The sequence below is a fragment of the Leucobacter edaphi genome (genome assembly GCF_016522535.1).
GTDB lineage: Bacteria > Actinomycetota > Actinomycetes > Actinomycetales > Microbacteriaceae > Leucobacter > Leucobacter edaphi.
The window spans coordinates 467,553-493,689 of record NZ_JAEHOI010000002.1; the positions used below are offsets into that span (position 1 = coordinate 467,553).

Genomic DNA, 26,137 nt, shown 5'->3' on the forward strand with positions numbered 1-26,137 from the left:
GTCACACCCACGCACGTCGCAACAGGAGCACCCAGGAGAAGCGAGGAAGCATGTCCCACACGGTCGGAGACTGGTACCAGGTCGGGCAGGACATGCTCGCACGGGATCTCTGGACGGAGGTGCCGCGCGACTGGTCGCACCCCGAGGGGGAGCGGATCAGGGTTTTCGCACGGGAGTTCATCGATCCCGCGAAGCGCGATGCGACGCTCGAGGAGCTGCCGGCGATCGTCTACCTGCAGGGCGGACCCGGTGGAAAGGGCGCCAGGCCGCTGGGGCGGACGCCGTTCCTCGACGCGGCGCTGAAGCGCTTCCGCGTCGTGTATCCCGACCAGCGCGGGACCGGGCGCTCCACCCCCGTCTCGGCCGCGGAGTTCGCGCCGCTCTCGGGCGAGGAAGCGGCCGATCGCCTCGCCCTCTACCGCTCCGATTCGATCGTGCGAGACTTCGAGGAGCTGCGCCGCGTGCACTTCGGCGGCCGTCCGTGGTGGACGATCGGCCAGAGCTACGGGGGCTTCATCACCCTCAACTATCTCTCGCTCGCCCCCGAGGCGATCGTGGCCTCCGCGGTGACCGGCGGGCTGCCCAGTATCGATCCGGATCCGGAGACCGTCTACGAGCGCACGTTCCCGAGGGCGAGGCGCAAGAACGAGGAGTTCTTCGCCCGCTTCCCGCACCTGCAGGCCCGGGTGGACCGCATTGCCGATCTGCTCGCGGCCGAGGACATTCGGCTTCCGGGCGGCGATCGCCTCACCGTGCGCCGTTTCCAGAGCCTCGGCTTCGATTTCGGGATGGCGGTCGGTTTCGACCGGGTGCACTGGATCCTGGATGAGGCCTTCGCAGACGCCGAGGAGACCCGGCTCAGCGACGCCTTCCTCGTGTTCATGGAGCACGCGACCTCCCACGCGGACGCGCCCCTGTACATCGCGCTGCAGGAGGCGATCTACGGGCCGGGACCCAGCGAGTGGGCGGCCCAGCGGGTGCTCGAGCGCAACCCGGACTTCGCCGAGGACGCGCGTCCGCTGCGGTTCACCGGCGAGATGGCCTTCCCTTGGATGGTGGACGAGATCACGGCGCTGCGACCGTACGCGGCCGGTGTGCACGCCCTGCACGCTGGCGCGCGGCCGCTGGACCTCTACGACACGGAGCGGCTCGCGGCGAACACCGTCCCGGTGGAGGCTGCCGTCTATTTCGATGACCTGTACGTCGACGCGCAACTCTCGCTCGACACGGAGTCCCGCGTGGGCGGATTGCACGCCTGGGTGACGAATGAATACGAGCACGACGGGATCCACCAGGGCGACGTCGCTGAGCGCCTTTTTCGGGCTCTGGAACTCCGGATCGCGCTGGAAAACGGGACCGATTCGTCACGATAAGTCGATAAAACCCCTGATCGCAACGAAGTTTGCTTGAAGGGCTTTCATCTGTCAGAATTGAAGGGTCCGCGCGACCCGCGCGTCAGGCTTCCGCTCCCTCGTCCCGGCCTCATCGTGCCGTGTGCGGAGCGGCGTCACACCAATTCACACCAAGGAGTCCTCCATGGCCGTCAAGATTCGCCTCAAGCGCCTCGGCAAGATCCGCGCGCCCTACTACCGCATCGTCGTCGCCGACTCGCGCACCAAGCGCGACGGTCGCGTCATCGAGGAGATCGGCAAGTACCACCCCACCGAGAACCCCTCCTTCATCGAGGTCGATTCGGACCGCGCGCAGTACTGGCTCTCCGTCGGCGCCCAGCCGACCGAGCAGGTCGCCGCGATCCTGAAGCTCACGGGCGACTGGGGCAAGTTCACCGGTGAGGGCTCGACCGAGTCGCAGGTGAAGGCCCCCGAGGCCAAGGCCGCGTTCGAGGCCGACGCCTCGAAGAAGACCGTTCTCCGTCCCAAGGCCGAGAAGCCGGCAGAGGCGCCCGCCGAGGAAGCCGCTGAGACCGAGGCGCCGGCTGAAGAGGCCGCTGCCGAGACGACCGAGGCCTAAAGACCTTGTCTGAGCACCAGCTCTCCGACGCGCTTGAGCACCTCGTCCGGGGGATCGTCGATCGCCCGGACGAGGTCCGCGTCGATGCCAAGGGCTCGAGCCGTGGCGAGATCCTCGAGGTGCGCGTGCATCCGAGTGATCTCGGCCGCGTGATCGGCCGCGGCGGGCGTACGGCGTCCTCGCTGCGCACCGTCGTCTCGGCACTCGCCGAGGGCGAGCGCGTGCGCGTCGACGTCGTGGACACCGACGAGCGTTCCGGAGAGGGCGCCTGATGGCGGACTCCCGTGAGCGGACTCGAGCTCCCCGTCCCGCAAGCGGGGCGGGGAGTTTGCGTGTCGGCCGCCTGACGAAGCCTCACGGCCTCAAGGGCGGCATCAAGCTCGAGCTCTTCACCGACAATCCCGAGCTGCGTTTCGTCCCCGGCGCGGTATTCCACCTGCAGGTGCCCGAGGACTCCGAGTGGTTCGGCCGCACGATCACGATGCGCGAGCTCCGCTGGTTCAACGAGTCTCCGGTCGGCTTCTTCGAGGAGCTTCCCGACCGCACCGCCGCTGAGAGCATCGTGCGCGCGATTCTGTGGATCGACGAGAGCGCTGTCGAAGCGGGCGAGGAAGAAAACGCCTGGTACGACCACCAGCTCGTGGGACTCGATGTCGTCCGGGACGGCACCGTCGTCGGCACGGTCGCCGAAGTGCAGCACTTCCCGGCGCAGGACCTGCTCACCGTGAACACCCCGTCGGGCCCGGTGCTCGTCCCGTTCGTTGAGCAGATCGTGCCGAGCGTCGACCTCGAGGCCGGCGTCGTCACGGTGACCCCGCCAGCCGGGCTCTTCGACGAGTCCGAGGCGGTCGTCGCCCGTCCGGCGCCGGGCGGCGACGCCGCGCAGGATCCCGCGGATTCCCCCGAGGATCCCGCCTGATGCGGATCGATATCGTCTCGATCTTCCCCGGCTATTTCGACGCGCTCGAGCTCTCCCTGCTCGGCAAGGCGAAGCAGAAGGGGCTGCTCGACATCGCGGTTCACGATCTGCGCGATCACGCGCACGATCGTCATCGCACGGTCGACGACACCCCGGCGGGCGGTGGCGCCGGCATGGTGATGAAGCCCGAACCCTGGGGTGAGGCCCTCGACGCGATCATCGACGGATCCGAGGCGCCCCTCATCATCTTCCCCTCGCCGGCCGGCCAGGTCTTCGATCAGCGCATGGCGCGCGAACTCGCGACCGAGGAGCACCTCGTGTTCGGCTGCGGCCGCTACGAGGGCATCGATCAGCGGGTGTTCGAGGAGTACGCCGAGCGGGGCCGCGTCCGGCTCGTCAGTCTCGGAGATTACGTGCTGAACGGGGGAGAGGTGGCGACCATCGCGATGATCGAGGCGATCGGGCGACTGCTTCCCGGCGTCGTCGGCAACCCGGAGAGCCTCGTTGAGGAGTCGCACGAGGAGGACGGCCTGCTCGAGTATCCGAGCTACACGAAGCCCGCCTCGTGGCGCGGCCGCGAGGTTCCCCCGGTGCTGCTGAGCGGGAATCACGCCGCGATCGCAGCGTGGCGCCGTGAACGCAGCATCGAGCGCACGCGCGAGATGCGACCCGAATTGCTGCCTCGTGAACTGCGCGGAGAACCGCGTGGGCGTCACGCCGCCGATTGACCCGCCGCTAGGCTTGAGCGCATGCGTGATCTGATCTCCGCGACCATCGGCAAGACGGTCCGCGCCGCCGCGCGCCTGCGCGGGGGCGGCTCCGCGCTCCCCGGGCTGGTGGTCGAAAAGGTCGATCCCGGGTTCCTCGCCCGGGTGCTGGGCCGCCTGCCCTATGGCGTCGTCGCGGTGAGCGGCACGAACGGGAAGACGACCACCACGAAGATGGTCGTCGAGATGCTCGAGGCCGAGGGCCTCCGGGTCTTCACAAATCGCACGGGATCGAATTTCTCGCGCGGCGTCGTGGCCGCAGCCATCCAGGAGTGCTCGGCGACCGGGAAGCTGGACGCCGATATTGCGGTGCTCGAGCTCGACGAGGCGCACGCGATGTACTTCATCGACCGGGTGCCGCCGCGCTTCACGCTGCTCCTCAACGTGCTTCGCGACCAGCTCGATCGATTCGGCGAGATCGACACGACCGCAGGCTTTCTCCAGCGCATCGCTGACGCGACGACCGAGGGCGTCGTCGTCAACCGCGAGGACCGGCTCGTCCGCGCGATCGGCGAACGGACCGCTGAGCGCGCCGGCGGCGGCCAGCCTCGCGTGCTCTCGTTCGGCCTTTCCGACGATCTGCTCGCGACATTCCCGAGCGACGACGACTTCCACGCGGGCGCTTCGGCGACGGCGGAGGATCGCGGCCCGGCGGATGTCACGCTGACGGGGCTGGGCGATCACACCGCGGTCTTCCGCGTCGATGACGTCGACCACGCGACGGGGCTCAGGCTCGAGGGGCTCTACAACACGTTCAACGCCGCGGCGGCGCTCGCGACGGTTCGAATGATCTTTGCGGCGGGACCGCTGCCCGGAAAGCACGCCGAGCGCGCCCCGGAGCCCTCGACAGCCGCGCTCGTCACGGCGCTGTCGACGGTGCGACCCGCGTTCGGGCGGGGTGAGCAGCTCGAGCTCGACGGCCAGCCGCTTGAGCTCGTCCTCGTGAAGAACCCCGCGGGGTTCCGTCTGGGGCTCGCTTCGTTCGCTTCCGGCGGGGTCTCGACAATGATCGCGATCAACGACCAGTACGCCGACGGTCGCGACATGTCGTGGCTCTGGGACGTGGACTTCGGCTCGCTCGCCGAGGACGGGGTCGACACGGTGAGCGGCACGCGCGCCTGGGACATGGCCTTGCGGCTCGAGCACGACGACGTCGCCGTCGCGCACGTCGAGGAGGATCTCGCTCGCGCCCTCGCCGGCTTCCGTGACCGCACGCCGAACACGCCGCGCCGCATCTTCTGCACCTACACGGCGATGCTCGAGTTGCGTCGCGCGCTCGCCGAACTCACCGACGTGGAGGACATCTGGTGACCGCTCACGACCGCGAACTCGTCATCGTCTCGCTCTATCCGCGCGACATGAACATCTACGGCGATCGCGGGAACGTGCTCGCCCTGTCGCGCCGGGCCCGCGCTCACGGATACGCTCCGGTCGTGGTCGAGGTCAACCCCGGTGATCCGCTGCCCGATCGGGTCGATATCGTCATCGGCGGCGGCGGCCAGGACTCCGGGCAGGGCCGGGTCGCCAGGGATCTGCAGGCTCGCGCGAGCGAGATGCGGGCGCTCGCCTCGGACGGCACGCCGATGCTCATGATCTGCGGGCTGTACCAGCTGTTCGGTCACCGCTTCGTGACGCACACGGGCGACGAACTCGCAGGGATCGGTGTGCTGGATGTGGAGACGCGCGGGGGAACCGAGCGGATGATCGGCAACATCGTGCTCGACTCGGCGGAGTTCGGGGAGATCGTGGGGTACGAGAACCACAGCGGCAACACGCGTCTCGGCCCCGGATCCGAGCCGCTCGGAACGGTGCGTCAGGGCGCTGGGAACAACCCGGATGACGGTCTCGAGGGCGCGCGCACCGGCAACGTCATCGGAAGCTACCTGCACGGCTCCCTTCTGCCGAAGAACCCTGCGATCAGCGATTTTCTCATCGGTGAGGCGGCTCGTCGTCGGTACGGCTCCTTTGCGCCCGCCGCCCAGGAAGACGGCGGCGAGACCGTGCGCCGCGCGCGCGAGAGCGCAAAACGCCGCCCGCGCTAGACACTCAGCTGCGTGAACGCGGGCGGGGGATTCGCCGTCTCCGCGGACCCTTCGGCGTGCCGCGCCGCGCCGAGCGCACCGGATTCCTGACTGCCGGGTTCAGATGCCCTGCGTACCCGGTCCCGGGCCTTTCCGGCGCGCCGAAAAGTTTTTTCAAAAACTCGGGAATATTCGTTTGCATGTAATAGTTGTCCTATTCTGAACGCGACATCACCGACGAAAGGCATCGCATGACCATCACCGCTGAGCAGATCCCCGGCTACCGTGCAGGCACCTGGACCATTGACCCCGCGCACACTGAGGTGGGCTTCTCGGTCCGTCACCTCGCGATCAGCAAGGTCAAGGGAAAGTTCGAAAAGTTCGACGCGACCTTTGTGACGGCGGAGAACCCGCTCGATTCGTCGGTGAAGGCGAGCGCAGAGGTGGCCTCCGTCACCACCAACGAGCCGAACCGCGACGCGCACCTGCGCACGGGCGACTTCTTCGCAGCTGAAGAGTTCCCCGAGCTCACCTTCGTCTCCACCGGCGCCCGCGAGGAGAACGGCAACTTCCTGGTTGACGGCACCCTCACCATGCGCGGCGTTGCCAAGCCCGTCACCTTCACGTTCGAGTTCGGCGGCTTCGGCGAGGACGCCTACGGCAACTACAAGGCCGGTTTCACCGCGAGCACCGTCGTGAAGCGCGAGGACTTCGGTCTGACCTGGAACGCTCCCCTCGAGAAGGGCGGCCTCCTCCTCGGTTCCGACGTCACCATCACGCTCGACGTGCAGGCGGCGCTGGAGGCCTAAACCTCCGCCGGATCAGGCCTGAACGGGCGGGAAGCATCACGAGATGCCTCCCGCCCGTTCGCGTCTATTCGAGTTCGCCCGTGATCCGTCCCCGTACGCGGCGGAGATCCTCCATGAGCGAGCCGATCAGCACCCAGTGATCGGGATTGGGCTGCGTGATCGTGAACGGCGTGGTGAGCGCTGGAGGCTCCTGCGCCTCGGGCTCGGACACCGGCGTCACCAGTCGTTCGAGGTCTCGCGCCGCGCGCCGCATCTCCTCGACCATCCCGACGACCGAGGGATCCCGAACGATATCGGGGTCGTAGTTGTCGCTCAGGGCGCGCGCCATCCCGATGACCTGGGTCACGATCGGCTGCAGGCGCTGGAAGAGTTCGTCGTCGGCCGCGAGATCCTGGCGGTATCTTCTGCTGCGCGGGTTGAAGCGCAGGCTCTCCCGGGCGGTCCGGATGAGCCGGTGCGTGCGCGAGCGCTCCTCCTGCAGGGAGCGGGCCTCCGCGAGCATCGTGGCGAGCCAGGCGGCATCGCGGGGTTCGGCGAGGGCGTCGGCGATCCGGTTGAGCACCTGGGCCGAGTGCGTCGCGAGCTCCGTGATCGCGACCCGCACCGAGGAGGTGCGGACGGGAGCCACGACGAACATGTTGATGAGCACGCCGATCGTCGCACCGATCGCGGTCTCGATCAGGCGTTCGACTCCGTAGCTCAGCGATGATCCGCCGAGCGCAATCACGAGGAGCGCGCTGATCGCGACCTGGTTCGCCGAGGACGGGGTCATGCGGAGCAGCCAGCCAACGGCCATCGCCACGATGATCGCGAGGATGAAGAGCCACGACTGCGGGCCGAACAGGGCGGCGGCACCCATCGCGACCGATACGCCGAGAAGCACCCCGACGACGCGCTCGATCCCGCGCGTGAGCGACAGATCGATGTTGTCCTGCATCACGAGCAGCGCGGCGATCGCGCCGAAGATCGGGAGCTGCTCCGAGAAGATCGCCCCGCACACGAACCACGTCAGGATCGCTGCAGCGGCCGCCTTCGCCAGCTGCAGCCAGGAGGGCCGCACCTGCACCGTGAACCGCCCGGTGAGATCCCGTTCGAATCGCTTCCACGGGCGCGTGGTCGGCGTGGGTTCGGTCACAGAAGTCCCAGTTTGCGCAGTTCCTCGCGCAGGGTCGCGCCGTCGGGGCCGTAGATCCACGGGACGCCGCTCGTGCGCCGGTTCAGGCGCGCCTTCGACCGTCCGCCCTGCAGGACGGCCTCGCCGACGGAGAGCTGACGGATCGCGACGGCGGCCACGTTCTCCGGGTGCGCCGTCGAGAACTCGTGGTACAGGGACTCGTCGTGCTGACCATCGTCGCCGATCAGGACCCACTTCACCGACGGGAACTCGCTTGCGAGGCGCTTGAGTTCCCGGCGCTTGTGCTCCCTGCCGCTCCGGAACCAGCGATCGTGCGTCGGGCCCCAGTCGGTGAGCAGCAGCGGACCCATCGGGTACAGATTGCGGGCGAGGAAGCGGCTCAGCGCGGGCGCAGCGTTCCAGGCGCCCGTGGAGAGGTACAGCACCGGCGAGCCGGGATGCTCGGCGACCAGGTGATCCAGCATGACCGCCATGCCCGGGGTCGCCGAGCGGGCGTGCTCGTCGAGGACGAAGCTGTTCCACGCGGCAACGGCGGGGCGGGGGAGCGCCGTGATCAGGATCGTGTCGTCGACATCCGAGATGATGCCGAATTCCGCCTTCGGGTCGACGATGTTGACCGGTGCGTCGACGGCCTCGCTGTCGGCGGTCTGCATCGTGATGGTGTGCCAGCCGGGGGTCAGCGAGACGGGGACGATCGCGTCCACGACGCCGCCGCGGTCCGCGGTGACCTCGGCGACGAAGGTTCCGTCGATGAGCACCCGGACCTTCTGGTGGGGGACGGAGAGGCTCGTGAAGGTCCGCCACCCGCGAACCCGGGACACCGCTGCGACGTCCGGGCGGAAGCGCGTGTGCTCGCGGGTCTGCGGGCGCAGATAGAGGACGCGGCCGAGGACCCGCACCCACTCGGTCGAGCCGTAGCCGATGTAGGGGATCACCGCTGGGCGCTTGCCCCGCTTGATGGCGCGACGTGAGCGTCGGAGGTGCACCCAATCCTCGAGGCGCGACGCCAGGGAGGGGCGGTTCTCGGGGCGGCGCGGAGAAGTCACCCGTCCAGTCTAGGGCGTTGCCGCCCGCGAATCCGAGGGGCCGGTCGGAGTGCCGCCGGAGTTCGGGTCGGTCGCCGCCGGATCCGCTCCCGCCGAGTGATCCTGCCCGTGGATCGCAGCGGCGTCCGTGGCGGGGGCGGGCGCCGCCGCGGCCTCCTCGGGAGCCGCCTCGACCTCAGGCCTCACGCTGAGGTGGCGCTGCTCCCGCTTGAGGAGGAGGCGCTTCAGCAGCCACAGCGTGACGACCACGGCCACGACCACGCCGATGACGATGAAGCCGGCGCCCTTGACCCTGCCGGCGAGCTGGTCGAGTCCCATCGCGGTTCCCGATCCGAGCGACACGACGACGATTGCCCAGATGCAGCTCGCCGGGGCGGTCCAGGAGATAAAGCGGCGATAGCGCATGCCAGCCATTCCCGCGGTGAGCGGAATGAGTGAGTGGAACACCGGCAGGAAGCGGGAGAGGAACACGGCGACGCCGCCGCGCTCGCCGAGATAGTGCTCGGCGACGCGCCACTTCTCCTCGCCGAGTCTGCGGCCGAGCCGGCTCGCCCGCAGGCGAGGGCCGAACCACCTGCCGAGGAGGAACCCGACACTCTCGCCGATGAGGGCCCCGATGATGAGCGCGGCGACGAGGGCGACGAACTCCCCGGGTCCGGTGACGCCGACGGCGGCGACGAGTGCGACGGTGTCTCCGGGGACGACGAGGCCGATGAAGATCGAGGTCTCGAGCATGATCCCGATCCCGGCGATGATCGTGCGCAACACGGGGTCGAGATCGCGCACGATCTCGATGAGGTGCTGCAGCAGGTCGGTCATCGGTCCGAGTGTATTGGAGGCCACCACGCCGATTCCCGTGACTGGCGCGTGAAAATTCTCTCTGTCCAGGGGATCTGGGGAAATGCCCCGTGACCAGGAGGTATCCGGACTGAACTTCTCTTTGTTCCGAGACAAATGTAGTTCGACGTCGAGGCAAACTCGCAGGGAACTCCCAGAGTCACTAGAATTGACCTAGCCGGTCGCCGATCGGTAGCTCCGGCGGAAATGATATTCCGTGGCGGACCTCACTAAGGGAGTGCAGCCCTTAGCGGGGCGCGGCTCCTTTCGTTCTGGAGCGATACATGAACGAGTTCTTCGATCCACTCAGCCTTGCCAGGTGGCAATTCGGGTTGACGACGCTGTACCACTTCATCTTCGTCCCACTCACCATCGGTCTGAGCCTGCTCGTGGCGATTCTGCAGACCGTGTGGGTGCGAACCGGGAAGACGAAGTACCTGCGCCTCACCCGGCTCTTCGGCAAGATCTTCCTCATCAACTTCGCGATGGGAGTCGTCACCGGCATCGTGCAGGAGTTCCAGTTCGGTATGAACTGGTCGAACTACTCCCGCTTCGTCGGGGACATCTTCGGCGCCCCCCTCGCGATGGAGGGCCTCATCGCCTTCTTCTTCGAGGCGACATTCATCGGCCTCTGGATCTTCGGCTGGGACAAGCTCCCCAAGAAGATTCACCTGCTCACCATCTGGTTCACCTGGATCGGTACCGTGCTCTCCGCCTACTTCATCCTTGCGGCGAACGCGTTCATGCAGAACCCGGTCGGCTACGAACTCAACCCGGAGAAGGGTCGCGCCGAGCTCACCGACATCGTCGCGGTGCTCCTCAACCCGGTCGCGCTCACGCAGTTCCCGCACACGATCTTCGCGGCGATCATGTTCGCCGGCACCGTGATCGTCGCGGTTGCCGCGTACCACCTGAAGCGCCGTCAGTTCGTCGACGAGATGCGCACCGCGCTCCGCTTCGGCGCGTGGACGAACATCCTCGGCTTCCTGGGCGTCGGCCTCACTGGCCACTCCCTCGGCATGGTGATGACGCAGACGCAGCCCATGAAGATGGCCGCAGCTGAGGCGCTCTACAACACGGCGAGCGGCAAGGACGCGTCGTTCTCGATCTTCAGCCTCGGCACGCCGGACGGCGCGCACGAGATCTTCTCGGTTCGCGTGCCCTACATCCTGTCGTTCCTCTCGAACGGCACCTTCGACGGCACGGTCGAGGGCATCCGTGACCTGCAGGCCGAGTACACGGCGCAGTACTGCGGCGCCGACGCGATGCTCACCTGCCCGACGGACGGCCAGTTCGCGCCCATCATCTGGGTCACCTACTGGTCATTCCGCTGGATGATCGGCCTCGGCGCCTTCGCCGCGCTCGTCTCCGCTGTCGGCCTGTGGATCACCCGCAAGGACAAGGAACTGCCGAAGTGGGTGTGGAAGGTCGCGATCTGGACCGCCCCGATCCCGATGCTCGCGTCGCTCGTCGGCTGGGTCTTCACCGAGATGGGCCGCCAGCCGTGGATCGTGTTCGGGGTGATGACCACCGAACAGGGAGTGTCGCCCGGAGTGCCGGGCTGGGCAGTCGCGGTTTCGCTCGCGGTGTTCACGCTCGTCTATGGCGCACTCGCGGTCGTGGAGTTCAAGCTCATCAAGAAGGCCGCGATCGAGGGTCCGGCCGAGATCACGCACGACGAAGAGTCCGGTGAACCGGATCACGACAAGCTCGCAACGGTCTACTAGGAGATACGGCAATGGAACTCACCACACTCTGGTTCTTCATCGTCGGTGTCCTGCTGATCGGGTACTTCGTGCTCGACGGCTTCGACTTCGGCGTGGGCATGTCGCTCCCGTTCCTCGGGAAGGACAACACCGACCGTCGGCTCCTGATCAACACGATCGGCCCGGTCTGGGATCTCAACGAGACCTGGCTCATCGTCGCGGGCGCGTCGCTCTTCGCGGCGTTCCCCGAGTGGTACGCCACGATGTTCTCGGGCTTCTACCTCGCACTGCTGCTCATCCTCGTCGCGCTCATCCTGCGCGGTGTCTCCTTCGAGTACCGCCACCAGGGCAAGGGCGAGAAGTGGACGCGCTGGTACGACCAGTTCATCTTCTGGGGCTCGCTGCTCCCGCCGCTCCTGTGGGGCGTCGCGTTCGCGAACCTCGCCCAGGGGCTCCCGATCCGTCCGATGGACGGCGGCGGCTGGCTCTTCGAGGGCACGCTCCTCACGCTGCTGAACCCGTACGGCCTGCTCGGCGGAATCACGGTCACCCTGATCGTGTTCACGCACGGCCTCGTGTTCATCTCGCTCAAGACCATGGGTGAGATGCGTGAGAACGCGCGGAAGCTCGCCTCGAAGGTGGGGATCGCGGCGATCGTCGCCGGGGCCGCCTTCCTGATCTGGACGATCCTGCAGCACCTCCAGAGCGAGACCCTGTGGGCGATCATCGCCTGCTCGGCCATCGCTGCGGTCGCCCTGATCGGCGGCTGGCTCGCGAACTTCGCCGGCCGCGAGGGCTGGGCGTTCACCGCGAACGCTGCCGCGATCGTGTTCGCGCTGCTCGCGATCTTCATGGCGCTGTACCCGAACCTGATGCACTCGAGCATCGACCCGGCGTACTCCATGTCGATCGAGGGTGCTGCGAGCTCGCAGAAGACCCTGGAGCTCATGACCTGGGTCGCGCTCATCGTGATGCCGCTCGTGCTCGCCTACCAGGCGTGGACGTACTGGATCTTCCGCAAGCGGCTCTCCCGGGACGCCATCCCGGCTGAGGCGCACTAGTCGGAAATCCGCTCGCGCGGAGTCGGCGATCGTGCGATCGTCGTTTCGGAAGGGCCCCGGGCGCACTGGCGCCGGGGGCCCTTCCCGCTCGCTCCGCGCCCCATCACGTCCGTGTCGGCAGTCGCACGTAGACTGCCGGAAGCGCCGTTGAACGCGGCGATTGAACTTCGGGAGCGCTGTGAAACCCTTCGATCCGAGACTGCTTCGCTATGCGCGGGCGGCGCGCGGGGTGTTTGGCTTCGGGGCCCTGCTCGGTCTCGTCCGGACGCTCGCCATTCTGGCCTGGAGCTGGTTCCTCGCGAATGCCCTCGCGACGCTCGTGCTCCCGGTGCTCGGCGGCGAGGGCGGGGGCGCCGGCCGCGTCGCCGAGGGCGCGTACGGCCCGGATCAGGTGCCGTTCCTCGTGGGAGGAGCGCTCGCGGCGCTCGTCGTTCGCGCCGTGGCCGGCTGGGGGATGGACGTGGTCGCCGCGCGCGGCGCGGTTCGGGTGAAGTCGGAGCTGCGGGCCGCCGCGCTCGACGCGCTCGACACGCGGTCTCCGCTTCGAGACGGCTCGCGCTCCGATTCCGAGCTCACCACCGCGCTCGGGCGCGGGCTCGACGCGCTCGACGGCTATTTTTCGGGGTACGTGCCGCAGCTCCTGCTCGCCGTCATCGCGACGCCGGTGCTCGTCGTCGCCGTGCTCATCGCCGACCCGGTCAGCGGCATCACCGTGCTGATCGTCTTCCCGATCATCCCCGTCTTCATGATCCTGATCGGGCTTGCGACGCAGGCGGTGCAGGATCGGCAGTGGGCACAGCTGCAGCGGCTCTCGGCCACGTTCCTCGACGCGGTCTCTGGCCTCGCGACGCTGCGGATCTTCCGACGCGAGGACCGGCAGACCGCGCGAATCGAGGGGGAGACGGACGAGTACCGCTCGCGCACGATGAAGGTGCTGCGGGTCACGTTCCTCTCGGGCTTCGTGCTCGACCTCGCGGGCACGTTCTCGATCGCGCTCGTCGCGGTGACCGTCGGAACGCGCCTCGTTGCGGGGGAGTTCCCGCTCAGTCTCGGGCTGTTCGTGCTGCTGCTGCTGCCGGAGGTGTTCATCCCGATTCGCCAGGTCGGCGCTGCATTCCACGCCTCGACCGAGGGACTCGCGGCGTCCGGCGAGGTGTTCGACATCATCGAGAACGGGGAGGGGTCGCCCGCGGGCGGCGCTCCGGTGTCCACGGGCGGGCGGGCCGAGAACGGCCTCGCGGCCGATCCGGCAGCTCCCGATTCCGCGACGGCGGGCGGCCTCAGCGTCGCGGATGTCCGCATCGACCGCGGCGGCCGCGAGGTCGTCGGTCCGGTCTCGCTCACGGTCGCGCCCGGTGAGGTCGTCGCGCTCGCCGGCCCCTCGGGCGCGGGCAAGTCCAGCATCATCGCCGCTCTGCTCGGGTTCCTCGCCCCGGCGGCTGGCAGCCTCAGCGCTCCCGCTGGCATCGCGTGGGCGGGCCAGCGTCCCGGCCTCCTCCAGGGCACGATCGCGGAGAACGTGGCGCTCGGGTCCGGGAGCCCCGACCCGGCGCGCGTGCGCCGCGCGCTCGAAGCTGCCGGGCTGCCGGGCTTCGACCCCGATCTCGTGCTCGGAGCTGCGGGTTCCGGGGTATCGGGCGGACAGGCGCAGCGCATCGCGGTCGCCCGCGCGCTCTATCGCGCATGGACGCACGAGGGCTCCGCGCTCGTACTCGACGAGCCCACCTCAGCGCTCGACGCCGACAGCGAGGCCGTCATCTGCGCGGCCATGCGGGCAGAGGCGACCGCTGGCCGCCCCGTGCTCGTCGTGAGTCACCGGGATGCCGTGCTCGAAGCAGCGGACCGCGTCGTCCGGATCGGAGCGAACGGATGAGTGCAAACACCACGGAATCCCTGGTCACGGAGCCCATGCGAGACGCCGTGCTCCGGCGGGCGCTTCCGCGCCGCAAGCGTGCCCTTCCCGGTGCGCTCCTCGGGATCCTCGCGGACGCGTGCGTGGTCGGCCTGCTCGGGCTGAGCATGTGGCTGATCGTCCGCGCGGGGGAGCAGCCTCCGATCCTCCACCTCACCTTCGCCATTGTCGGCGTGCGCGCCCTCGCCATCGGGCGCGCGGCATTCCGCTACGCCGAACGCATTTCGAGCCACGACGCCGCGCTCGCCCAGCTCGCCACGCTCCGCGCCGAAACGTTCCGGTCGCTCATCCCTCGGATTCCCGGGGCGATCGAATCGCACCGAAGAGGGGAAGTGCTCGCGGCGTTCGTCGACGACGTCGATCAGCTCCAGGACGAGCCGCTCCGCGTGCGCCAGCCGCTCTGGGTGAGCGGCATCGTCACCGGTCTGAGCGTGATCGTCGTCGCGCTGATCTCCCCGCTCGCCGCCCTCATCCTGACGGTGTTCCTCGCGGTGAGCGGGTTCCTGGCGGCGCGTCTCGCGGCGCGCCAGTCCGGCGAGTCGGACCGCGCGCTGAGCGCCGCGCGTGCCGCGCTCGTCGACGCGATCCTGGAACGCTTCTCCGCGGCCGAGGTGCTCGTCGCGTTCGGGGCGCAGGCCCGGCAGCGTGAACGGATCGCGGCCGCCGAGCGTCACCTCGTCGAGGTTCAGCTGCGGCGGGCCAAGACCGCGGGGCTCACCGCCGCCCTCCTCACGCTCGGTTCGGGCCTCGCGACGCTCGCGACGCTGCTGTTCCTCGCGCCAGCGCTCGGGGGCACGCTCTCCGGGCCGCTGTTCGCCGCGGCCGTCGTGGTTCCCGCGGCGGTGTTCGAGGTTTTCGCGCAGGTGCCGGCGGCGCTCGTCGCCCGCCGCGCCGTGCGCGCGAGCGCGGATCGTGTCGCTGCCCTGACCGAGACGCCGCTCCCCGCGGAGATCCCTGCGCCGGTTTCCGCGGGTGAGCCCGCGGCGGGGCAGGACGGCGATTTGGCTGATCAGGCGCCCGTATTCGAGGAGACGGCTCCGCTTGTCGCGGTCGAACGGCTCGCGGCACGGTATCCCGGAGCCGAACACGATGCGATCTCGGGGCTCGACTTCACGCTCGCGCCGGGCGAGACGCTCGTCGTGACGGGGGAGAGCGGCGCCGGAAAGAGCACGCTCGCGCTTGCGCTCGTCCGGTTCCTCGAGTACCGCGGTTCCTACCGCGTCCGGGGCGTTGAAGCGCGTGACCTCCGTGGGGATCAGGTTCGTGCGGTCGTGGGGCTGTGCGAACAGACGCCCCACCTGTTCGACGCCGACCTCAGGCAGAACCTCAAGTTCGCGCGCGAGCGCGCGAGCGACGAGGAACTGGTCGCCGTGCTGGATCGCGTCGGCCTCGCCGAGTGGGCACGGGAGCGTGGCGGGTTGGACGCGCCCGTCGGCGAGCACGGTGCACTCGTGTCCGGGGGACAGGCGCAGCGCATCGGTCTCGCCCGCGCGATCCTCGCCGACTTCCCCGTGGTGGTGCTCGACGAGCCCACGGCAGGTGTGGATCGCGAAGTGGCCGATCGGCTGCTCCTCGACCTGCTCTCGGCCGTCCCGGCCGATCGGGCGGTGATTTTGATCACCCACACGGAACTTCCCGAGGGGATCCCGGCAGCGACGCTCAGGCTCGAAGCGCAGGCGCGCCGGGCCTGAGCGGGACTCTGCGCTAGTGCCCGCGGATATCGCTCCCGGAGAGCAGGGAGGAGTCCGGCGACTCGATCGTGGAGATCACGAAGCGGTTCGGGGCCGCGCCCACGCGCGAGATGCGCTCCCTGAGCGCGCTCATCCGGTGTGACTCGGTCAGTTCCGCGTCGGAAACCCCGGTAACCGAGAGCCGGAGTTCGGGGCGGGCCTCATCGCCGAGACTCCGCATCCGCTCCGCGAGTTCCTCGCGCGCCAGATCGGACTCCACGATCACTCCGGCAAGATACTGCGTGCCGTTCCCGGCGGGAGCCCATCGGCCGACCTCGGAAAAGGAGTCGAGTACTCGCGCGTCCTCAGCGGGCAGGAGCGCGGTGATCCGGGAGGTGAGCTGCGCGGCGTTCGCGTTGTTCACCATGCCGACCCCGATGGCGCAGCCCGGAACCGAGAGCACGAGCAGCGCTGCGAGCGCGAGGACCCAGACCCTCTTCGAGGAACGCCCGGTCCTCCCGCGAGATCGTGTGCTCATGCCCGCACCATAGCGGCACCGCTCGCACGGCGCCACCGGCCAAGCCTCCGGTTCCGGTTCCGCGTCACCGGATCCGCAGAGGCTCCCACCGCTCGTCCAGCGCCGCCCGGAACTCGGCGAGGCGGTTTCGGTCCCCCGCGGGAAGCACGCGGCCGTCGAGGCTCCGGACGGCGCGGATTCCGTGCAGCGCGTTGACCGCCCACAGCTCCGCGCCGCTGAGGAGCGCCGGCGTGAGCGCGGCGGCAGTGATCGGACGCCGCTGCGCCGCGGCGATATCGCAGACGAGGGCCTCGGTGACGGACTGGACGCGATCGAGCGAGGCGGATCGAATTAGGGTGTCGCCGTCCCAGGCGAGCAGTGCCGTCGTGGTCCCCTCCCGGGCGCTGCCATCGGGGTCGCAGAGCAGCGCCTCGGCTCCGGCCTCCAGATTGAGCTCCCGATAAGCGCTGACCAGCGGCCCCTTGAGATTCGCGAGCGGGGGAGCCTCACGCCTGATCGAGCGCAGATCGACCGTCTCACCCAGTTCGGGGAGCTCCCGGAGCACAAGCGCGAGGAACGGTGCGGAGGCTGAAGACGACGCGTCGGCCCCGCCGCGGGCCGCCCGGATCTCCAGGCGGGGAAACCCAGCACCGAACGCGGCAATCTCCTCGCGGGCGCGTCCGAGAAAGGCGAGCCGCTCGCCGTCGTCGACCCCGAACCGCACGGCCCCCGCCGTGAGGCGTCCGAGATGCCGTGTGAGCCCCCTGACCGACGGTCTGCCATCCCGAACGGACACGCGGAAGGAATCCGCGAGCAGCAGCTCGCCGTCGCGATCGCCCAGATTGGCCCTGTCCATTCCGCGAGAGTAACAGGAGGAGCGCCGGTACTGTTGACGGGTGGGGAACCGTGACGATACGCGAGCTCGCCGGAGCCTCCCGGTGGCGGCGGACACGCGCGCGATCGCGGGGGCTCTCGCGGAGGCCTCGGAGCACTGGTGCTGGTTCGACGGCGAACGCCCCGCTCCGGGCGAGCCTCGGGTGAGTGTGCTCGGCGTCGCCTCCGAGGTGCGCGAGTGCTGGCCTGGGCAGGAACGTGCGTTCCTCGACGGGCTGAGCGGGGAGCTCGCGAGGTGCGAGACGCCCGCGTGGACCCGCGGGCGAGGCCGGCTCGCGAGCGGCTGGGTCGTCGCGCTCGCCTACGAGTTCGGCGTTGCCCTCATGGCGTCGGGCAGAGAGCCCGATCAGACCCCCGAAACCCAGCAGGGAGACGCGTGCTCGACGGGGATCGCGCTGCGCCTCGACTGCGTGATCGCGGTGGATCACGACGCTGGAACCGTCGAGCTGCGCGGTGACAGCGACGCGGCGATCGACTCCTGGTGTCGCCGTCACTCGGTCGTGCTCGAGCGGCTGGGGATGCGCGGGGGGATGGGCGGCGCGGGCGCGATGTCGGTCGGGCGGTCTGGAGCAGAGCCGGGCGCGGCGACCGGCCCTGAGTCCGGCCCGGAGTTCGGCCCGGAGTTCGGCCCTGAGCTCGGCCCGGACTCGAGCGCCGCTCGCGCGTCGTTGCACGAACCGACCGGCGGCCTCGCTTGGCGCAGCACGGACGACGACTACCTCGCCCGCATCGACGCGTGCCTGCGCGCGATCCGCGACGGCGACGCCTACGTGCTCTGCCTCACGGACACGCTGGAGGGAACGGCGCGCGGCGGACGCGAACCGCTCGACGTCTTCGATCGGCTGCGCGCGGCGGGCCCCGCGATCCGGGGCGGCGTGATCGTCGCGGGGGACCGGGCGCTCGTGTCCGCGAGTCCCGAACGCTTCCTCTCGGTTTCGGGTCGCGAGATCCGGACGGACCCGATCAAGGGCACGCGGCCCCGGGACCCGGATCCGGTGCGCGACGACGCGCTCGCGGCGGAGCTCGCGTCGGATCCCAAGGAGGCGGCCGAGAACCTGATGATCGTGGACCTCATGCGCAACGACCTAGGACGGGTGTGCGCTCCGGGGAGCGTGCGGGTCGAGGGGTTCCTCAGGGTCGAATCGCATCCCCACGTGCACCAGCTGGTCAGCACGATCGCGGGTCGTCTCGCCGGGGAAAACACCGTGCTCGACGCCCTGACCACGTGTTTTCCCGGGGGATCGATGACGGGTGCCCCGAAGCGCCGCGCCGTCGAGATCCTCGCGGGGCTCGAGGACGGGCCGCGGGGCCTGTATTCGGGATGCTTCGGCTGGATCGACGATTCGGGGGACGCGGAGCTCGCGATGACGATACGCAGTGTCGAACTGCGCGGCGAACGGATCCTGATCGGCGCCGGTGGCGGGATCACGGCCGATTCCGCGCCCCTGCGCGAGCTCGACGAGAAACATCTGAAGGCCCGCTCGCTCGTCGCCGCGCTGCGCGGTGATTCGGCGGCCGAATAGGGCGCCCGTTCGCGGTATCCTGGTCGGGTGTGTGCCGCCCTCCGGCGAGCGCCGAAACGAGAACGGGGTGTGTGTGACCGAGCAGCAGGGGCGTGACGCCGAGGGCTACGACTTCAGGGCGATCCAGGAGCGTTGGCTCCCCGTCTGGGACGAGCTCAAGCCGTTCGAGGTCGAGGGCCTCGGCACCGGCCGGCCGCGCAAGTACGTGCTCGACATGTTCCCGTACCCCTCGGGCGACCTCCACATGGGGCACGCCGAGGCGTTCTGCTTCGGCGACGTGCTCGCGCGCTACTGGCGCGGCCGCGGCTACGACGTGCTGCACCCCATCGGCTGGGACTCCTTCGGCCTCCCCGCCGAGAACGCGGCGATCAAGCGCGGCGTCGACCCGCGCGAGTGGACCTACGCGAACATTGCGCAGCAGAAGGCGAGCTTCCGCCTGTACGCGCCGTCCTTCGACTGGAGCCGCGTGCTCCACACGAGCGACCCCGAGTACTACCGCTGGAACCAGTGGCTGTTCCTCAAGATGTACGAGAAGGGCCTCGCGTACCGCAAGGCGAGCTGGGTGAACTGGGATCCGGTGGATCAGACCGTGCTCGCCAACGAGCAGGTCCTCGCGGACGGCACCTCGGAGCGATCCGGCGCGCTCGTCGTGAAGAAGAAGCTGACCCAGTGGTACTTCCGCATCACGGACTACGCGGATCGCCTGCTCGACGACCTCGACCGGCTCGAGGGCGCCTGGCCCGCCAAGGTGCTCAACATGCAGCGCAACTGGATCGGCCGCTCGCGCGGCGCCGAGGTCGAGTTCGAGATCGAGGGGCGCGAGGAGAAGGTCCCGGTCTTCACGACGCGACCGGACACCCTGTTCGGCGCCACGTTCATGGTGGTTGCCCCGGATTCCGATCTCGCCGCAGAGCTCGCTTCGGGAGCCTCGCCCGAGGTCCGCATGCAGTTCCAGGACTACCTCGCGCAGACGCAGAAGCAGACCGAGATCGAGCGCCAGAGCACCGAGCGCGAGAAGACGGGCATGTTCCTCGATCACTTCGCGGTCAACCCGGTGAACGGCGAGCGGATCCCCGTGTGGGCGTCCGACTACGTGCTCGCCGACTACGGTCACGGCGCGATCATGGCCGTTCCCGCGCACGATCAGCGCGACCTCGACTTCGCCCTGAAGTTCGAGCTGCCCGTGCGGGTGGTCGTCGACGTGCGCGACGAGGACGGCGCGGCACTGCCCGATCCCGCCGAGAGCGGCGTGGCCACCTCGGGCGACGGCGCACTCGTCAACTCGGGCGAGCTCGACGGCCTGCCCAAGGCCGAAGCGATCGCAAAGGCGATCGAGCTGCTCGAGACCCGCGGCACGGGCCGCGCCACCACGACGTATCGCCTGCGCGACTGGCTGATCTCCCGCCAGCGCTACTGGGGCACCCCGATCCCGATCCTGCACGGCGAGGACGGCGAGATGAAGCCCGTCGATCCGGCCTCGCTTCCCGTCGAGCTGCCGGCCTCCGAGGGCCTCGACCTGAAGCCGAAGGGCAGCTCGCCGCTCGGCGCGGCGACCGAGTGGGCGACGGTCGAGGATCCCGAGACGGGCCGCACCTGGACGCGCGATCCCGACACGATGGACACCTTCGTCGACAGCTCCTGGTACTACCTGCGGTTCCTGTCCGCGAACGACGACACGCAGGCCTTCGATCCGGAGCTCGTCAACGCGTGGGGCCCGATCGACCAGTACGCGGGCGGCGTTGAGCACGCGATCCTGCACCTCCTTTACTCCCGCTTCATCACGAAGGTGCTGCACGATCTCGGCTACCTCGACTTCGACGAGCCCTTCACCGCGCTCCTCAACCAGGGCATGGTGCTGCAGGACGGCGCGAAGATGTCGAAGTCCAAGGGCAACCTCGTGGAGTTCGCGAGCGAGCTGTCGGCGCACGGCGCCGACGCGCTGCGCGTGACGCTCGCGTTCGCCGGCCCGCCGGAGGACGACATCGACTGGGCCGACGTCTCGGTACAGGGCTCTGCGAAGTTCCTGGCGCGCGCCTGGCGTATCGCCGACGACATCGAGCACGGCGGCGCGCCCGTTGGCGTTTCGTTCGACGGCGGCGACACCGCGCTCCGCCGCGCGACGCACCACCTCCTCGCCGACGCCCCCGGGCTCGTGGAGGCGTACAAGTTCAACGTCGTGGTCGCGCGACTCATGGAGCAGGTCAACGTGACCCGCAAGGCGATCGACTCGGGCGCGGGAATCGCTGATCCGGCCGTGCGCGAGTCGGCCGAGGCGATCTCGATGATCCTGTCGCTGTTCGCGCCGTACGCCGCCGAGGACATGTGGGCGAAGCTCGGCCACGAGCCGACCGTCGCGCTCGCCGAGTGGCCCGCCGCGATCCCCGAGCTGCTCGTGCAGGACGAGGTCACGATGGTCGTGCAGGTCGACGGCAAGGTACGCGACAAGATCACCGTCCCCGCCTCGATCACGGCCGAGGAGGCCGAGGCGCTCGCCCGCGCCTCGCGCGGCATGCAGCGCGCTGTCCGCGATCGCCAGATCGTCAACGTGATCGTGCGCGCACCCAAGATCGTGAGCATCGCGACGAAGCCCGCGTAAGCGCGCACTTCGCGACCGCGATCAGCGGTTTCGGCGCTCATCGACGGTTGGTCGGTGGGCGCCGTTCCCGTGTGGGGCCTGCCTCTGGGCGCTGCAGCGAGCCCGCGGAACTTCGTCCACAGGGTGCCCGATCGGCGCCCGCAAGCAGAGTTGTCCACCGTGCTCTGGGGTGCGCCGCGCTCGGGGGTCGGCCCGGCGTACGGTTCCGACATGCCCTGGAAACCACCGCCTCGCGGCACCGCTGACTCCGCTGACGCCCAGAAGGACGCCGCGCGGGCGCCACTCACGAGCGAAGCGGTGCTCGACCGCGCGCGCTGGGGCGAGCGGCGCCCCAGCGCCCCGGATGTCTCCGCTCGGAAGGAGGTCCGGCTCGAACCCGACGAGCGACTCCGTGACCGGGTGAAACGTGCGATCGGGGTGCCCGTGTCCGCGGGAGTGGCGGTCCTCCTGCTCGCGGTCGCCGGAGCGGTTGGCATCACGCTCATGAACGGTGGTGGACAGGCGCCCGCGGGGGCGCAGGGAGTCCAGGCGCGTGAGGAGGGGAGGCACGCCGAGCAGCAGGGGGCCGCGGAAGGCGCCTCTCGCGTGAGCGGTGGGGAAAAGTCCGCGCCCGAGCCCTCCGCGCAGAAACGCCTCCTCGTGCATGTCGTGGGCGAGGTGGCGCGTCCCGGTGTCGTGGAATTACCCGCGGGCAGCCGGGTGTCGGACGCGCTTGCCGCGGCCGGCGGGCCGGGGCCCGCCGCTGAGCTTGGCGCGGTGAACCTCGCGAGGCCCCTGGTCGACGGCGAGCAGCTCCTCGTCCCGAACGCCGAGTCCGCAGCGGCCGGTGCGGCGAGCGCGCCCCGCCTCGGGGACGGCAACGTAGGAGGGGGCGTCGCCCCGGGTGCCGGTGCCGCGCCGATCGCGTTGAACGCGGCCAGCGCCGAGTCGCTTCAGCAGCTCCCCGGCATCGGGCCATCGCTCGCGGAACGGATCATCGCCTGGCGCACCGAGCACGGCGGCTTTCAGTCGGTTGATCAGCTCGATGAGGTCCCCGGGATCGGGGCGAAACTCCTCGAACGACTCCGGGAACGGGTCGTCGTGTGAGCGCGGTTTCCGAGGGTGCGGCAGACCGCGAGGGGCGCGTGTTCCCTCATGGCCAGTGGCGGCTCCTCGCCCCGGCACTCGTCGGGTGGGCGGCCTGCGCGCTGGCCGTGTGCGCGCCAGGATCGGGCCTCTGGCTCGCGATGCTGGGCGCGGCGGGCGCGCTCGCTCTCTGCGTGCTCGCGCTCCGTCGCAGCCGGGAGCCTCTGCGGCTCCTCGCAGTGACCGTCGGGGTCCTGCTCGTCCTCGGGTGCCGAGTGCATGCGGGGGAGCAGGTGCGGGCCGATCCCGGGCTCGCCAGTGCGGCGCAAGAGCATCGTCAAGCGGAATTCTCCGTCACGGTGGTGAGCTATCCCCGGGTGCGGGCGGCGAGCGCGGACCCTCGCGGGACGGAGCCGGGTGCGCCGGGAGGCGCGCAGGGTCGGCGCCGGGTCACGGTGCAGGGCCGCATCGCAACCGCATCCGGAGACGTGCCCGCGATCGTGTGGTTCGCAGCGTCCGCGCCAGGGTCGTCGCCACGCGAACGCGAGCCGCCAGCAGGACGCGCGCAGGACGCGCGGGCGCCGGCCTGGAACAGCGTCGGGCCCGGCACGAAATCCTGATCGAAGGGACGGTGGTGCAACTCGAGCCGCAGTCGGCCCACGCATTCGGTATCCGGGCTACGCGGGTGTCCCGCGCAGGAACGGGATCGGGGCTGGATCAGGGCTGGGCCGATCGCGTCGAGGCCGCGGTGTCCGAGTGGCTGCAGGGGGTCCGGAGCGACCTCGTCACCGCTGCTCAGCGGATACCCGGGGCGCAGCTCGTGCCGGGATTCGCGATCGGGAACACCGATCTCGTCTCAGCGGACACCGAGGCTAAACTACGGGCGACGTCCCTCCTGCACCTGATGGCTGTCTCCGGAGCCAACTGCGCGCTCGTCACCGGGACCGCTGTCTGGTGCCTGTCCTGGCTCCGCGTTCCGAGACGGGCCAGGATCCTCTGCGCGGGAATCGTGCTCGCGGCATTCATCGCACTCGTGGGGCCTGATCAGAGCGTGCAGCGCGCCGCGGTCATGGCTGCGGTGCTGCTGGTGGCGCAGTTCGGCGGGAGGGCCCCGCACTCCCTTCCGGCGCTCGCGGCGGCGATCCTCGTGCTGCTGACCGCGGATCCGTGGCAGGCCCTTGCGCCGGGATTCGGGCTGTCGGTTGCGGCGACCGGCGGGATCCTGCTGCTCGTGCCGAGACTCGACGCCGGAATGGCCCGTTTCGTTCGCCTCCCGGCCGCGATCCGAAAGCCGCTCGTCGTCGCAATGGCGGCAGAGCTGTCCGTTGCGCCGATCCTGCTGACCTTGGACGACGGGCTGCCCCTGGCCGGTGTGGTCGCCAACGTGGTTGCCGGTCTCGCGGCGCCACTCGGCACCGGGCTGGGCCTGCTCGCGGCCGTCATTCTTCCGATCTCGGAGGCTTGCGCACTCCCGCTGCTGCACCTCGCGGCGCTCGCGTCGCGGTGGGTCACCGCGACGGCGGAGGTGGCGAGCTCGCTTCCCCTCGCGCGGATTCCCTGGCCGGGAGGGTGGGGAGGGGCCGCCCTGCTCGTGGGGATCGTGGTGAGCGGCTGGGGTGCGCACCTGGTGCGGCGTGCCGGACTCCTGGGCCGTGGCCCCTGGATGCCGACGCCACTGCTGAGCGGTCTGCGCCTGGCGGTCGTTGCGGCTCTCGCGGCTGCCGCGATCGGTGGTTTCGCCGGACCGACCGTTGTCGGTCCGCTCACCGCGACCCTCTCCACGCCCCGCGACTGGCGGATCGTCGCCTGCGATATCGGGCAGGGCGATGCTGTCGCGCTCCGCGGGGGCGGCCCGGGCGGACCGGTGATGCTCGTCGACACCGGCGATGATGAGCAGAAGCTGACCCGCTGTCTCGAGCGCTTCGGGATCGACCGCATCGAGCTCCTCGTGCTCACGCACGACGACCGCGACCACGTTGGCGCACTGCCCGCGGTGGCAGACCGCTGCGCGCGGGCGATGATCTCGATCCCGAGCCGGGAGCACCTGGATCGGCGGCCGCTGGTCAACCAGCTCGAGCGATTCGCGCTCCCGTTCACGCAGGGATACGCGGGCCGATCGGGGAGCCTGCCATCGGATGGCGCCGAGCACGGCATCCTGTGGGAGGTGCTTGCGCCCCCGGAAACTCCCACTCCGGCGGAGACGAACGCGGCGAGTCAGATCATGCGGGTGCGCGTGGACGGACTCACCGCCCTGATGCTCGCCGACTCCGGCAGGGAGCAGCACCGCGCCCTCCTCCGAGCGGGGGCGGACCTCGCCGCGGATGTGGTCAAGGTCGCCCACCACGGCTCCTCCGACCAGGATCCGCGCGTGCTCGAGGCGAGCGGCGCGGCCCTCGGCCTGATCTCGGTGGGCGCGGACAACAGCTACGGACACCCGACACGAGGTGCGCTCGAGGGGCTGGCGCGCGCGGGGATCCGGGCGCTCCGCACGGATCAGTACGGCAGTATCGCGGTGAGCGGACGCTCCGGGGCACTGGACGTCTGGGTGGAGCACCCCGATGGCGCGCAGGGCGGCCGGGACGAGTACGTGCCGCACCCGTCCCGGGGCGGGGCCATTCAGCCCCATCAACGCCGGGTGCCGCTTCGTCGCAGGTCTCGCGATAGGCTGTCGCGGTGCAGCGAAATAAAGACAGCATCCGGCAAAAACTCACGATCAGGCGGGTCATTGGGGTTCTATTTGCAGGAGCGTTCCTCGTTGCTGGCAGTGCAACACTCACCGCCTGCCTCGAAACGGATGCCGAGCAGCAGGCGGTGGCGGATCGTCTCCCCGGCGAGCAGGCAGCGGATGGTGCCGAAGCCGAGGGCCCCGGCGGCGGGGAGCTCGACGCGGGAAGCGAACACGCGTCCGAGGAGTCACCGGTGCCCACGAGCCCGCCGCAAGCACCGGCCCCGGCAGACACGACCACGGTGGAATTCCGGTCGGTCGTCGACGGGGACACGATCCGAACGAGCGCGGGAACCGTGCGCATCATCGGGATCGATACTCCTGAGCGCGGCGAGTGCGGATACCGCGACGCATCCGCGGTGATCCGCACACACCTCACCGCGGGGGACCCGGTCACCCTCGATCTGCCCGCCGGCCAGGACAATACCGATCGGCACGGTCGGCTGCTCCGAACCGTGCGCACCGCCTCCGGCGTCGATATCGGCAGGGCGCAGCTCGAGGCCGGCAACGCCGTAGCCCGCTACGACTCGCGCGACGGGTATCCCACCCACCCGAACGAGCAGCTCTACCGATCGCTCGGCCGCGCAACGCTCGACGCAAACAAGCGGGTGGTCACCACGGCCTGCGCGGCGAACGGGCAAGCGCCGCCGCCCACCGTTCCCGCGCCGACGCAACAGCCGAAACCGGGCACCGCGACCCCTCCTCCGCCCGCCGGGGCGACGCAGTGGGAAGATGGCGCGTGGTACACGGAGTATCGCTCGTGCTCGGCGCTCAAGCGCAACCCGAATGGCAATCCGACCGGGCCATTCAACCGCGACCGTCCCGAGGAGCGCGGGGCCTACAACTGGTTCCAGTACGGCACAGGGTTCCGCGGCGACGGTGACGGCGACGGGCTCGCCTGCGAGTAACTGCGCGGCCTGAGGCTGTGCGGATCCGTCCGTGTCGGCGGCTCCCGGTAGGCTT

At 69.7% G+C, this 26,137-nt stretch carries 23 protein-coding genes; 18 read left to right on the top strand and 5 right to left on the bottom strand.

All coding sequences use genetic code 11. The features are described 5' to 3' along the window. Window positions 1-50: 50 nt before the first annotated feature. The 8 genes from JD292_RS03525 to JD292_RS03560 all read left to right on the top strand — a co-directional run bounded on the left by JD292_RS03525 (window position 51) and on the right by JD292_RS03560 (window position 6,487). On the top strand, window positions 51-1,373 hold the full coding sequence (locus tag JD292_RS03525; RefSeq protein ID WP_200131336.1) for an alpha/beta fold hydrolase: 1,323 nt from the start codon (window positions 51-53) through the stop codon (window positions 1,371-1,373). A gap of 163 nt (window positions 1,374-1,536) precedes the next feature. Beyond that, the gene (rpsP, locus tag JD292_RS03530) at window positions 1,537-1,971 is read left to right on the top strand and encodes a 30S ribosomal protein S16 (protein WP_200131337.1); all 435 of its coding nucleotides are present in this window, start codon (window positions 1,537-1,539) and stop codon (window positions 1,969-1,971) included. A 5-nt stretch (window positions 1,972-1,976) separates the two neighbouring features. After that, window positions 1,977-2,243: an RNA-binding protein gene (locus JD292_RS03535; protein ID WP_200131338.1), complete on the top strand. Its 267-nt coding sequence runs from the start codon at window positions 1,977-1,979 to the stop codon at window positions 2,241-2,243. Then, the gene (gene rimM / locus JD292_RS03540) at window positions 2,243-2,890 is read left to right on the top strand and encodes a ribosome maturation factor RimM (protein WP_200131339.1); all 648 of its coding nucleotides are present in this window, start codon (window positions 2,243-2,245) and stop codon (window positions 2,888-2,890) included. Before JD292_RS03535 ends, rimM begins: the two co-directional genes overlap by 1 nt. Continuing rightward, window positions 2,890-3,618: a tRNA (guanosine(37)-N1)-methyltransferase TrmD gene (gene trmD / locus JD292_RS03545; RefSeq protein ID WP_200131340.1), complete on the top strand. Its 729-nt coding sequence runs from the start codon at window positions 2,890-2,892 to the stop codon at window positions 3,616-3,618. The genes rimM and trmD overlap by 1 nt, the downstream gene beginning before the upstream one ends. Before the next feature lie 21 nt (window positions 3,619-3,639). Beyond that, window positions 3,640-4,968 (top strand): Mur ligase family protein, encoded by a 1,329-nt coding sequence (locus JD292_RS03550; RefSeq protein WP_200131341.1) that lies wholly within the window; start codon window positions 3,640-3,642, stop codon window positions 4,966-4,968. Window positions 4,969-5,015: 47 nt separating this feature from the next. Beyond that, a complete protein-coding gene (locus JD292_RS03555) occupies window positions 5,016-5,699 on the top strand; it encodes a type 1 glutamine amidotransferase (protein WP_233613451.1) in 684 nt (227 codons plus the stop codon). Window positions 5,700-5,929: 230 nt separating this feature from the next. Then, window positions 5,930-6,487, top strand: coding sequence for a YceI family protein (locus tag JD292_RS03560; protein ID WP_200131343.1), 558 nt, complete (start codon window positions 5,930-5,932; stop codon window positions 6,485-6,487). A gap of 64 nt (window positions 6,488-6,551) precedes the next feature. On the opposite strand, the gene JD292_RS03565 is transcribed toward JD292_RS03560, so the two are convergent. The 3 genes from JD292_RS03565 to JD292_RS03575 are packed head-to-tail and all read right to left on the bottom strand — an operon-like array spanning window position 6,552 to window position 9,487. After that, window positions 6,552-7,622: an FUSC family protein gene (locus JD292_RS03565; protein ID WP_200131344.1), complete on the bottom strand. Its 1,071-nt coding sequence runs from the start codon at window positions 7,620-7,622 to the stop codon at window positions 6,552-6,554. Next, on the bottom strand, window positions 7,619-8,668 hold the full coding sequence (locus JD292_RS03570) for an App1 family protein phosphatidate phosphatase (RefSeq protein WP_369411127.1): 1,050 nt from the start codon (window positions 8,666-8,668) through the stop codon (window positions 7,619-7,621). The genes JD292_RS03565 and JD292_RS03570 overlap by 4 nt, the downstream gene beginning before the upstream one ends. Window positions 8,669-8,677: 9 nt before the next feature. Continuing rightward, a complete protein-coding gene (locus JD292_RS03575; RefSeq protein WP_200131345.1) occupies window positions 8,678-9,487 on the bottom strand; it encodes a DedA family protein in 810 nt (269 codons plus the stop codon). 302 nt (window positions 9,488-9,789) lie between these two features. Here JD292_RS03575 and JD292_RS03580 point away from each other — a divergent pair, with 302 nt between their 5' ends. The 4 genes from JD292_RS03580 (at window position 9,790) to cydC (ending at window position 15,875) form a co-directional block, all read left to right on the top strand. After that, entirely contained in the window at window positions 9,790-11,232 is a 1,443-nt protein-coding gene (locus tag JD292_RS03580; RefSeq protein WP_200131346.1) for a cytochrome ubiquinol oxidase subunit I, read from the top strand. A gap of 11 nt (window positions 11,233-11,243) precedes the next feature. After that, window positions 11,244-12,272: a cytochrome d ubiquinol oxidase subunit II gene (gene cydB / locus JD292_RS03585; RefSeq protein ID WP_200131347.1), complete on the top strand. Its 1,029-nt coding sequence runs from the start codon at window positions 11,244-11,246 to the stop codon at window positions 12,270-12,272. Window positions 12,273-12,450: 178 nt separating this feature from the next. After that, window positions 12,451-14,145 carry a thiol reductant ABC exporter subunit CydD gene (gene cydD, locus JD292_RS03590; protein WP_200131348.1) on the top strand — a complete coding sequence of 565 codons (1,695 nt, stop codon included), beginning with the start codon at window positions 12,451-12,453 and terminating at the stop codon, window positions 14,143-14,145. Further along, window positions 14,142-15,875 (top strand): thiol reductant ABC exporter subunit CydC, encoded by a 1,734-nt coding sequence (gene cydC / locus JD292_RS03595; protein WP_233613263.1) that lies wholly within the window; start codon window positions 14,142-14,144, stop codon window positions 15,873-15,875. Before cydD ends, cydC begins: the two co-directional genes overlap by 4 nt. Window positions 15,876-15,888: 13 nt before the next feature. On the opposite strand, the gene JD292_RS03600 is transcribed toward cydC, so the two are convergent. Both JD292_RS03600 and JD292_RS03605 read right to left on the bottom strand, forming a co-directional pair. Beyond that, the gene (locus tag JD292_RS03600) at window positions 15,889-16,392 is read right to left on the bottom strand and encodes a hypothetical protein (RefSeq protein ID WP_200131349.1); all 504 of its coding nucleotides are present in this window, start codon (window positions 16,390-16,392) and stop codon (window positions 15,889-15,891) included. 64 nt (window positions 16,393-16,456) lie between these two features. Then, window positions 16,457-17,227, bottom strand: a complete 771-nt coding sequence (locus JD292_RS03605) for an aminotransferase class IV (RefSeq protein ID WP_200131350.1) — start codon at window positions 17,225-17,227, stop codon at window positions 16,457-16,459. Window positions 17,228-17,309: 82 nt separating this feature from the next. Here JD292_RS03605 and JD292_RS03610 point away from each other — a divergent pair, with 82 nt between their 5' ends. From JD292_RS03610 to JD292_RS03630, 6 genes are all read left to right on the top strand, one after another. Next, a complete protein-coding gene (locus tag JD292_RS03610; RefSeq protein WP_369411128.1) occupies window positions 17,310-18,788 on the top strand; it encodes an anthranilate synthase component I family protein in 1,479 nt (492 codons plus the stop codon). Between the two features lie 31 nt (window positions 18,789-18,819). Then, the gene (gene leuS, locus JD292_RS03615) at window positions 18,820-21,384 is read left to right on the top strand and encodes a leucine--tRNA ligase (RefSeq protein WP_439649259.1); all 2,565 of its coding nucleotides are present in this window, start codon (window positions 18,820-18,822) and stop codon (window positions 21,382-21,384) included. 210 nt (window positions 21,385-21,594) lie between these two features. Then, window positions 21,595-22,470 carry a ComEA family DNA-binding protein gene (locus tag JD292_RS03620; protein WP_233613265.1) on the top strand — a complete coding sequence of 292 codons (876 nt, stop codon included), beginning with the start codon at window positions 21,595-21,597 and terminating at the stop codon, window positions 22,468-22,470. Next, on the top strand, window positions 22,467-23,069 hold the full coding sequence (locus tag JD292_RS12425) for a hypothetical protein (RefSeq protein ID WP_369411130.1): 603 nt from the start codon (window positions 22,467-22,469) through the stop codon (window positions 23,067-23,069). Before JD292_RS03620 ends, JD292_RS12425 begins: the two co-directional genes overlap by 4 nt. A gap of 65 nt (window positions 23,070-23,134) precedes the next feature. Continuing rightward, window positions 23,135-25,537, top strand: coding sequence for a ComEC/Rec2 family competence protein (locus tag JD292_RS03625; protein WP_369411131.1), 2,403 nt, complete (start codon window positions 23,135-23,137; stop codon window positions 25,535-25,537). Then, complete coding sequence (locus JD292_RS03630) at window positions 25,534-26,082, top strand: hypothetical protein (protein ID WP_200131353.1); 549 nt, start codon at window positions 25,534-25,536, stop codon at window positions 26,080-26,082. The genes JD292_RS03625 and JD292_RS03630 overlap by 4 nt, the downstream gene beginning before the upstream one ends. Window positions 26,083-26,137 lie beyond the last annotated feature (55 nt).

Excerpts from the sequence above, each read along its gene's own strand:
- JD292_RS03575 (WP_200131345.1), bottom strand. The coding sequence starts at position 9,487 with ATGACCGACCTGCTGCAGCACCTCATCGAGATCGTGCGCGATCTCGAC.
- cydB (WP_200131347.1), top strand. The coding sequence starts at position 11,244 with ATGGAACTCACCACACTCTGGTTCTTCATCGTCGGTGTCCTGCTGATC.
- cydC (WP_233613263.1), top strand. The coding sequence starts at position 14,142 with ATGAGTGCAAACACCACGGAATCCCTGGTCACGGAGCCCATGCGAGAC.
- rpsP (WP_200131337.1), top strand. The coding sequence starts at position 1,537 with ATGGCCGTCAAGATTCGCCTCAAGCGCCTCGGCAAGATCCGCGCGCCC.
- JD292_RS03550 (WP_200131341.1), top strand. The coding sequence starts at position 3,640 with ATGCGTGATCTGATCTCCGCGACCATCGGCAAGACGGTCCGCGCCGCC.
- JD292_RS03555 (WP_233613451.1), top strand. The coding sequence starts at position 5,016 with ATGAACATCTACGGCGATCGCGGGAACGTGCTCGCCCTGTCGCGCCGG.
- rimM (WP_200131339.1), top strand. The coding sequence starts at position 2,243 with ATGGCGGACTCCCGTGAGCGGACTCGAGCTCCCCGTCCCGCAAGCGGG.
- JD292_RS03580 (WP_200131346.1), top strand. The coding sequence starts at position 9,790 with ATGAACGAGTTCTTCGATCCACTCAGCCTTGCCAGGTGGCAATTCGGG.
- JD292_RS03600 (WP_200131349.1), bottom strand. The coding sequence starts at position 16,392 with ATGAGCACACGATCTCGCGGGAGGACCGGGCGTTCCTCGAAGAGGGTC.
- JD292_RS03525 (WP_200131336.1), top strand. The coding sequence starts at position 51 with ATGTCCCACACGGTCGGAGACTGGTACCAGGTCGGGCAGGACATGCTC.
- JD292_RS03605 (WP_200131350.1), bottom strand. The coding sequence starts at position 17,227 with ATGGACAGGGCCAATCTGGGCGATCGCGACGGCGAGCTGCTGCTCGCG.
- JD292_RS03560 (WP_200131343.1), top strand. The coding sequence starts at position 5,930 with ATGACCATCACCGCTGAGCAGATCCCCGGCTACCGTGCAGGCACCTGG.
- trmD (WP_200131340.1), top strand. The coding sequence starts at position 2,890 with ATGCGGATCGATATCGTCTCGATCTTCCCCGGCTATTTCGACGCGCTC.
- JD292_RS03620 (WP_233613265.1), top strand. The coding sequence starts at position 21,595 with ATGCCCTGGAAACCACCGCCTCGCGGCACCGCTGACTCCGCTGACGCC.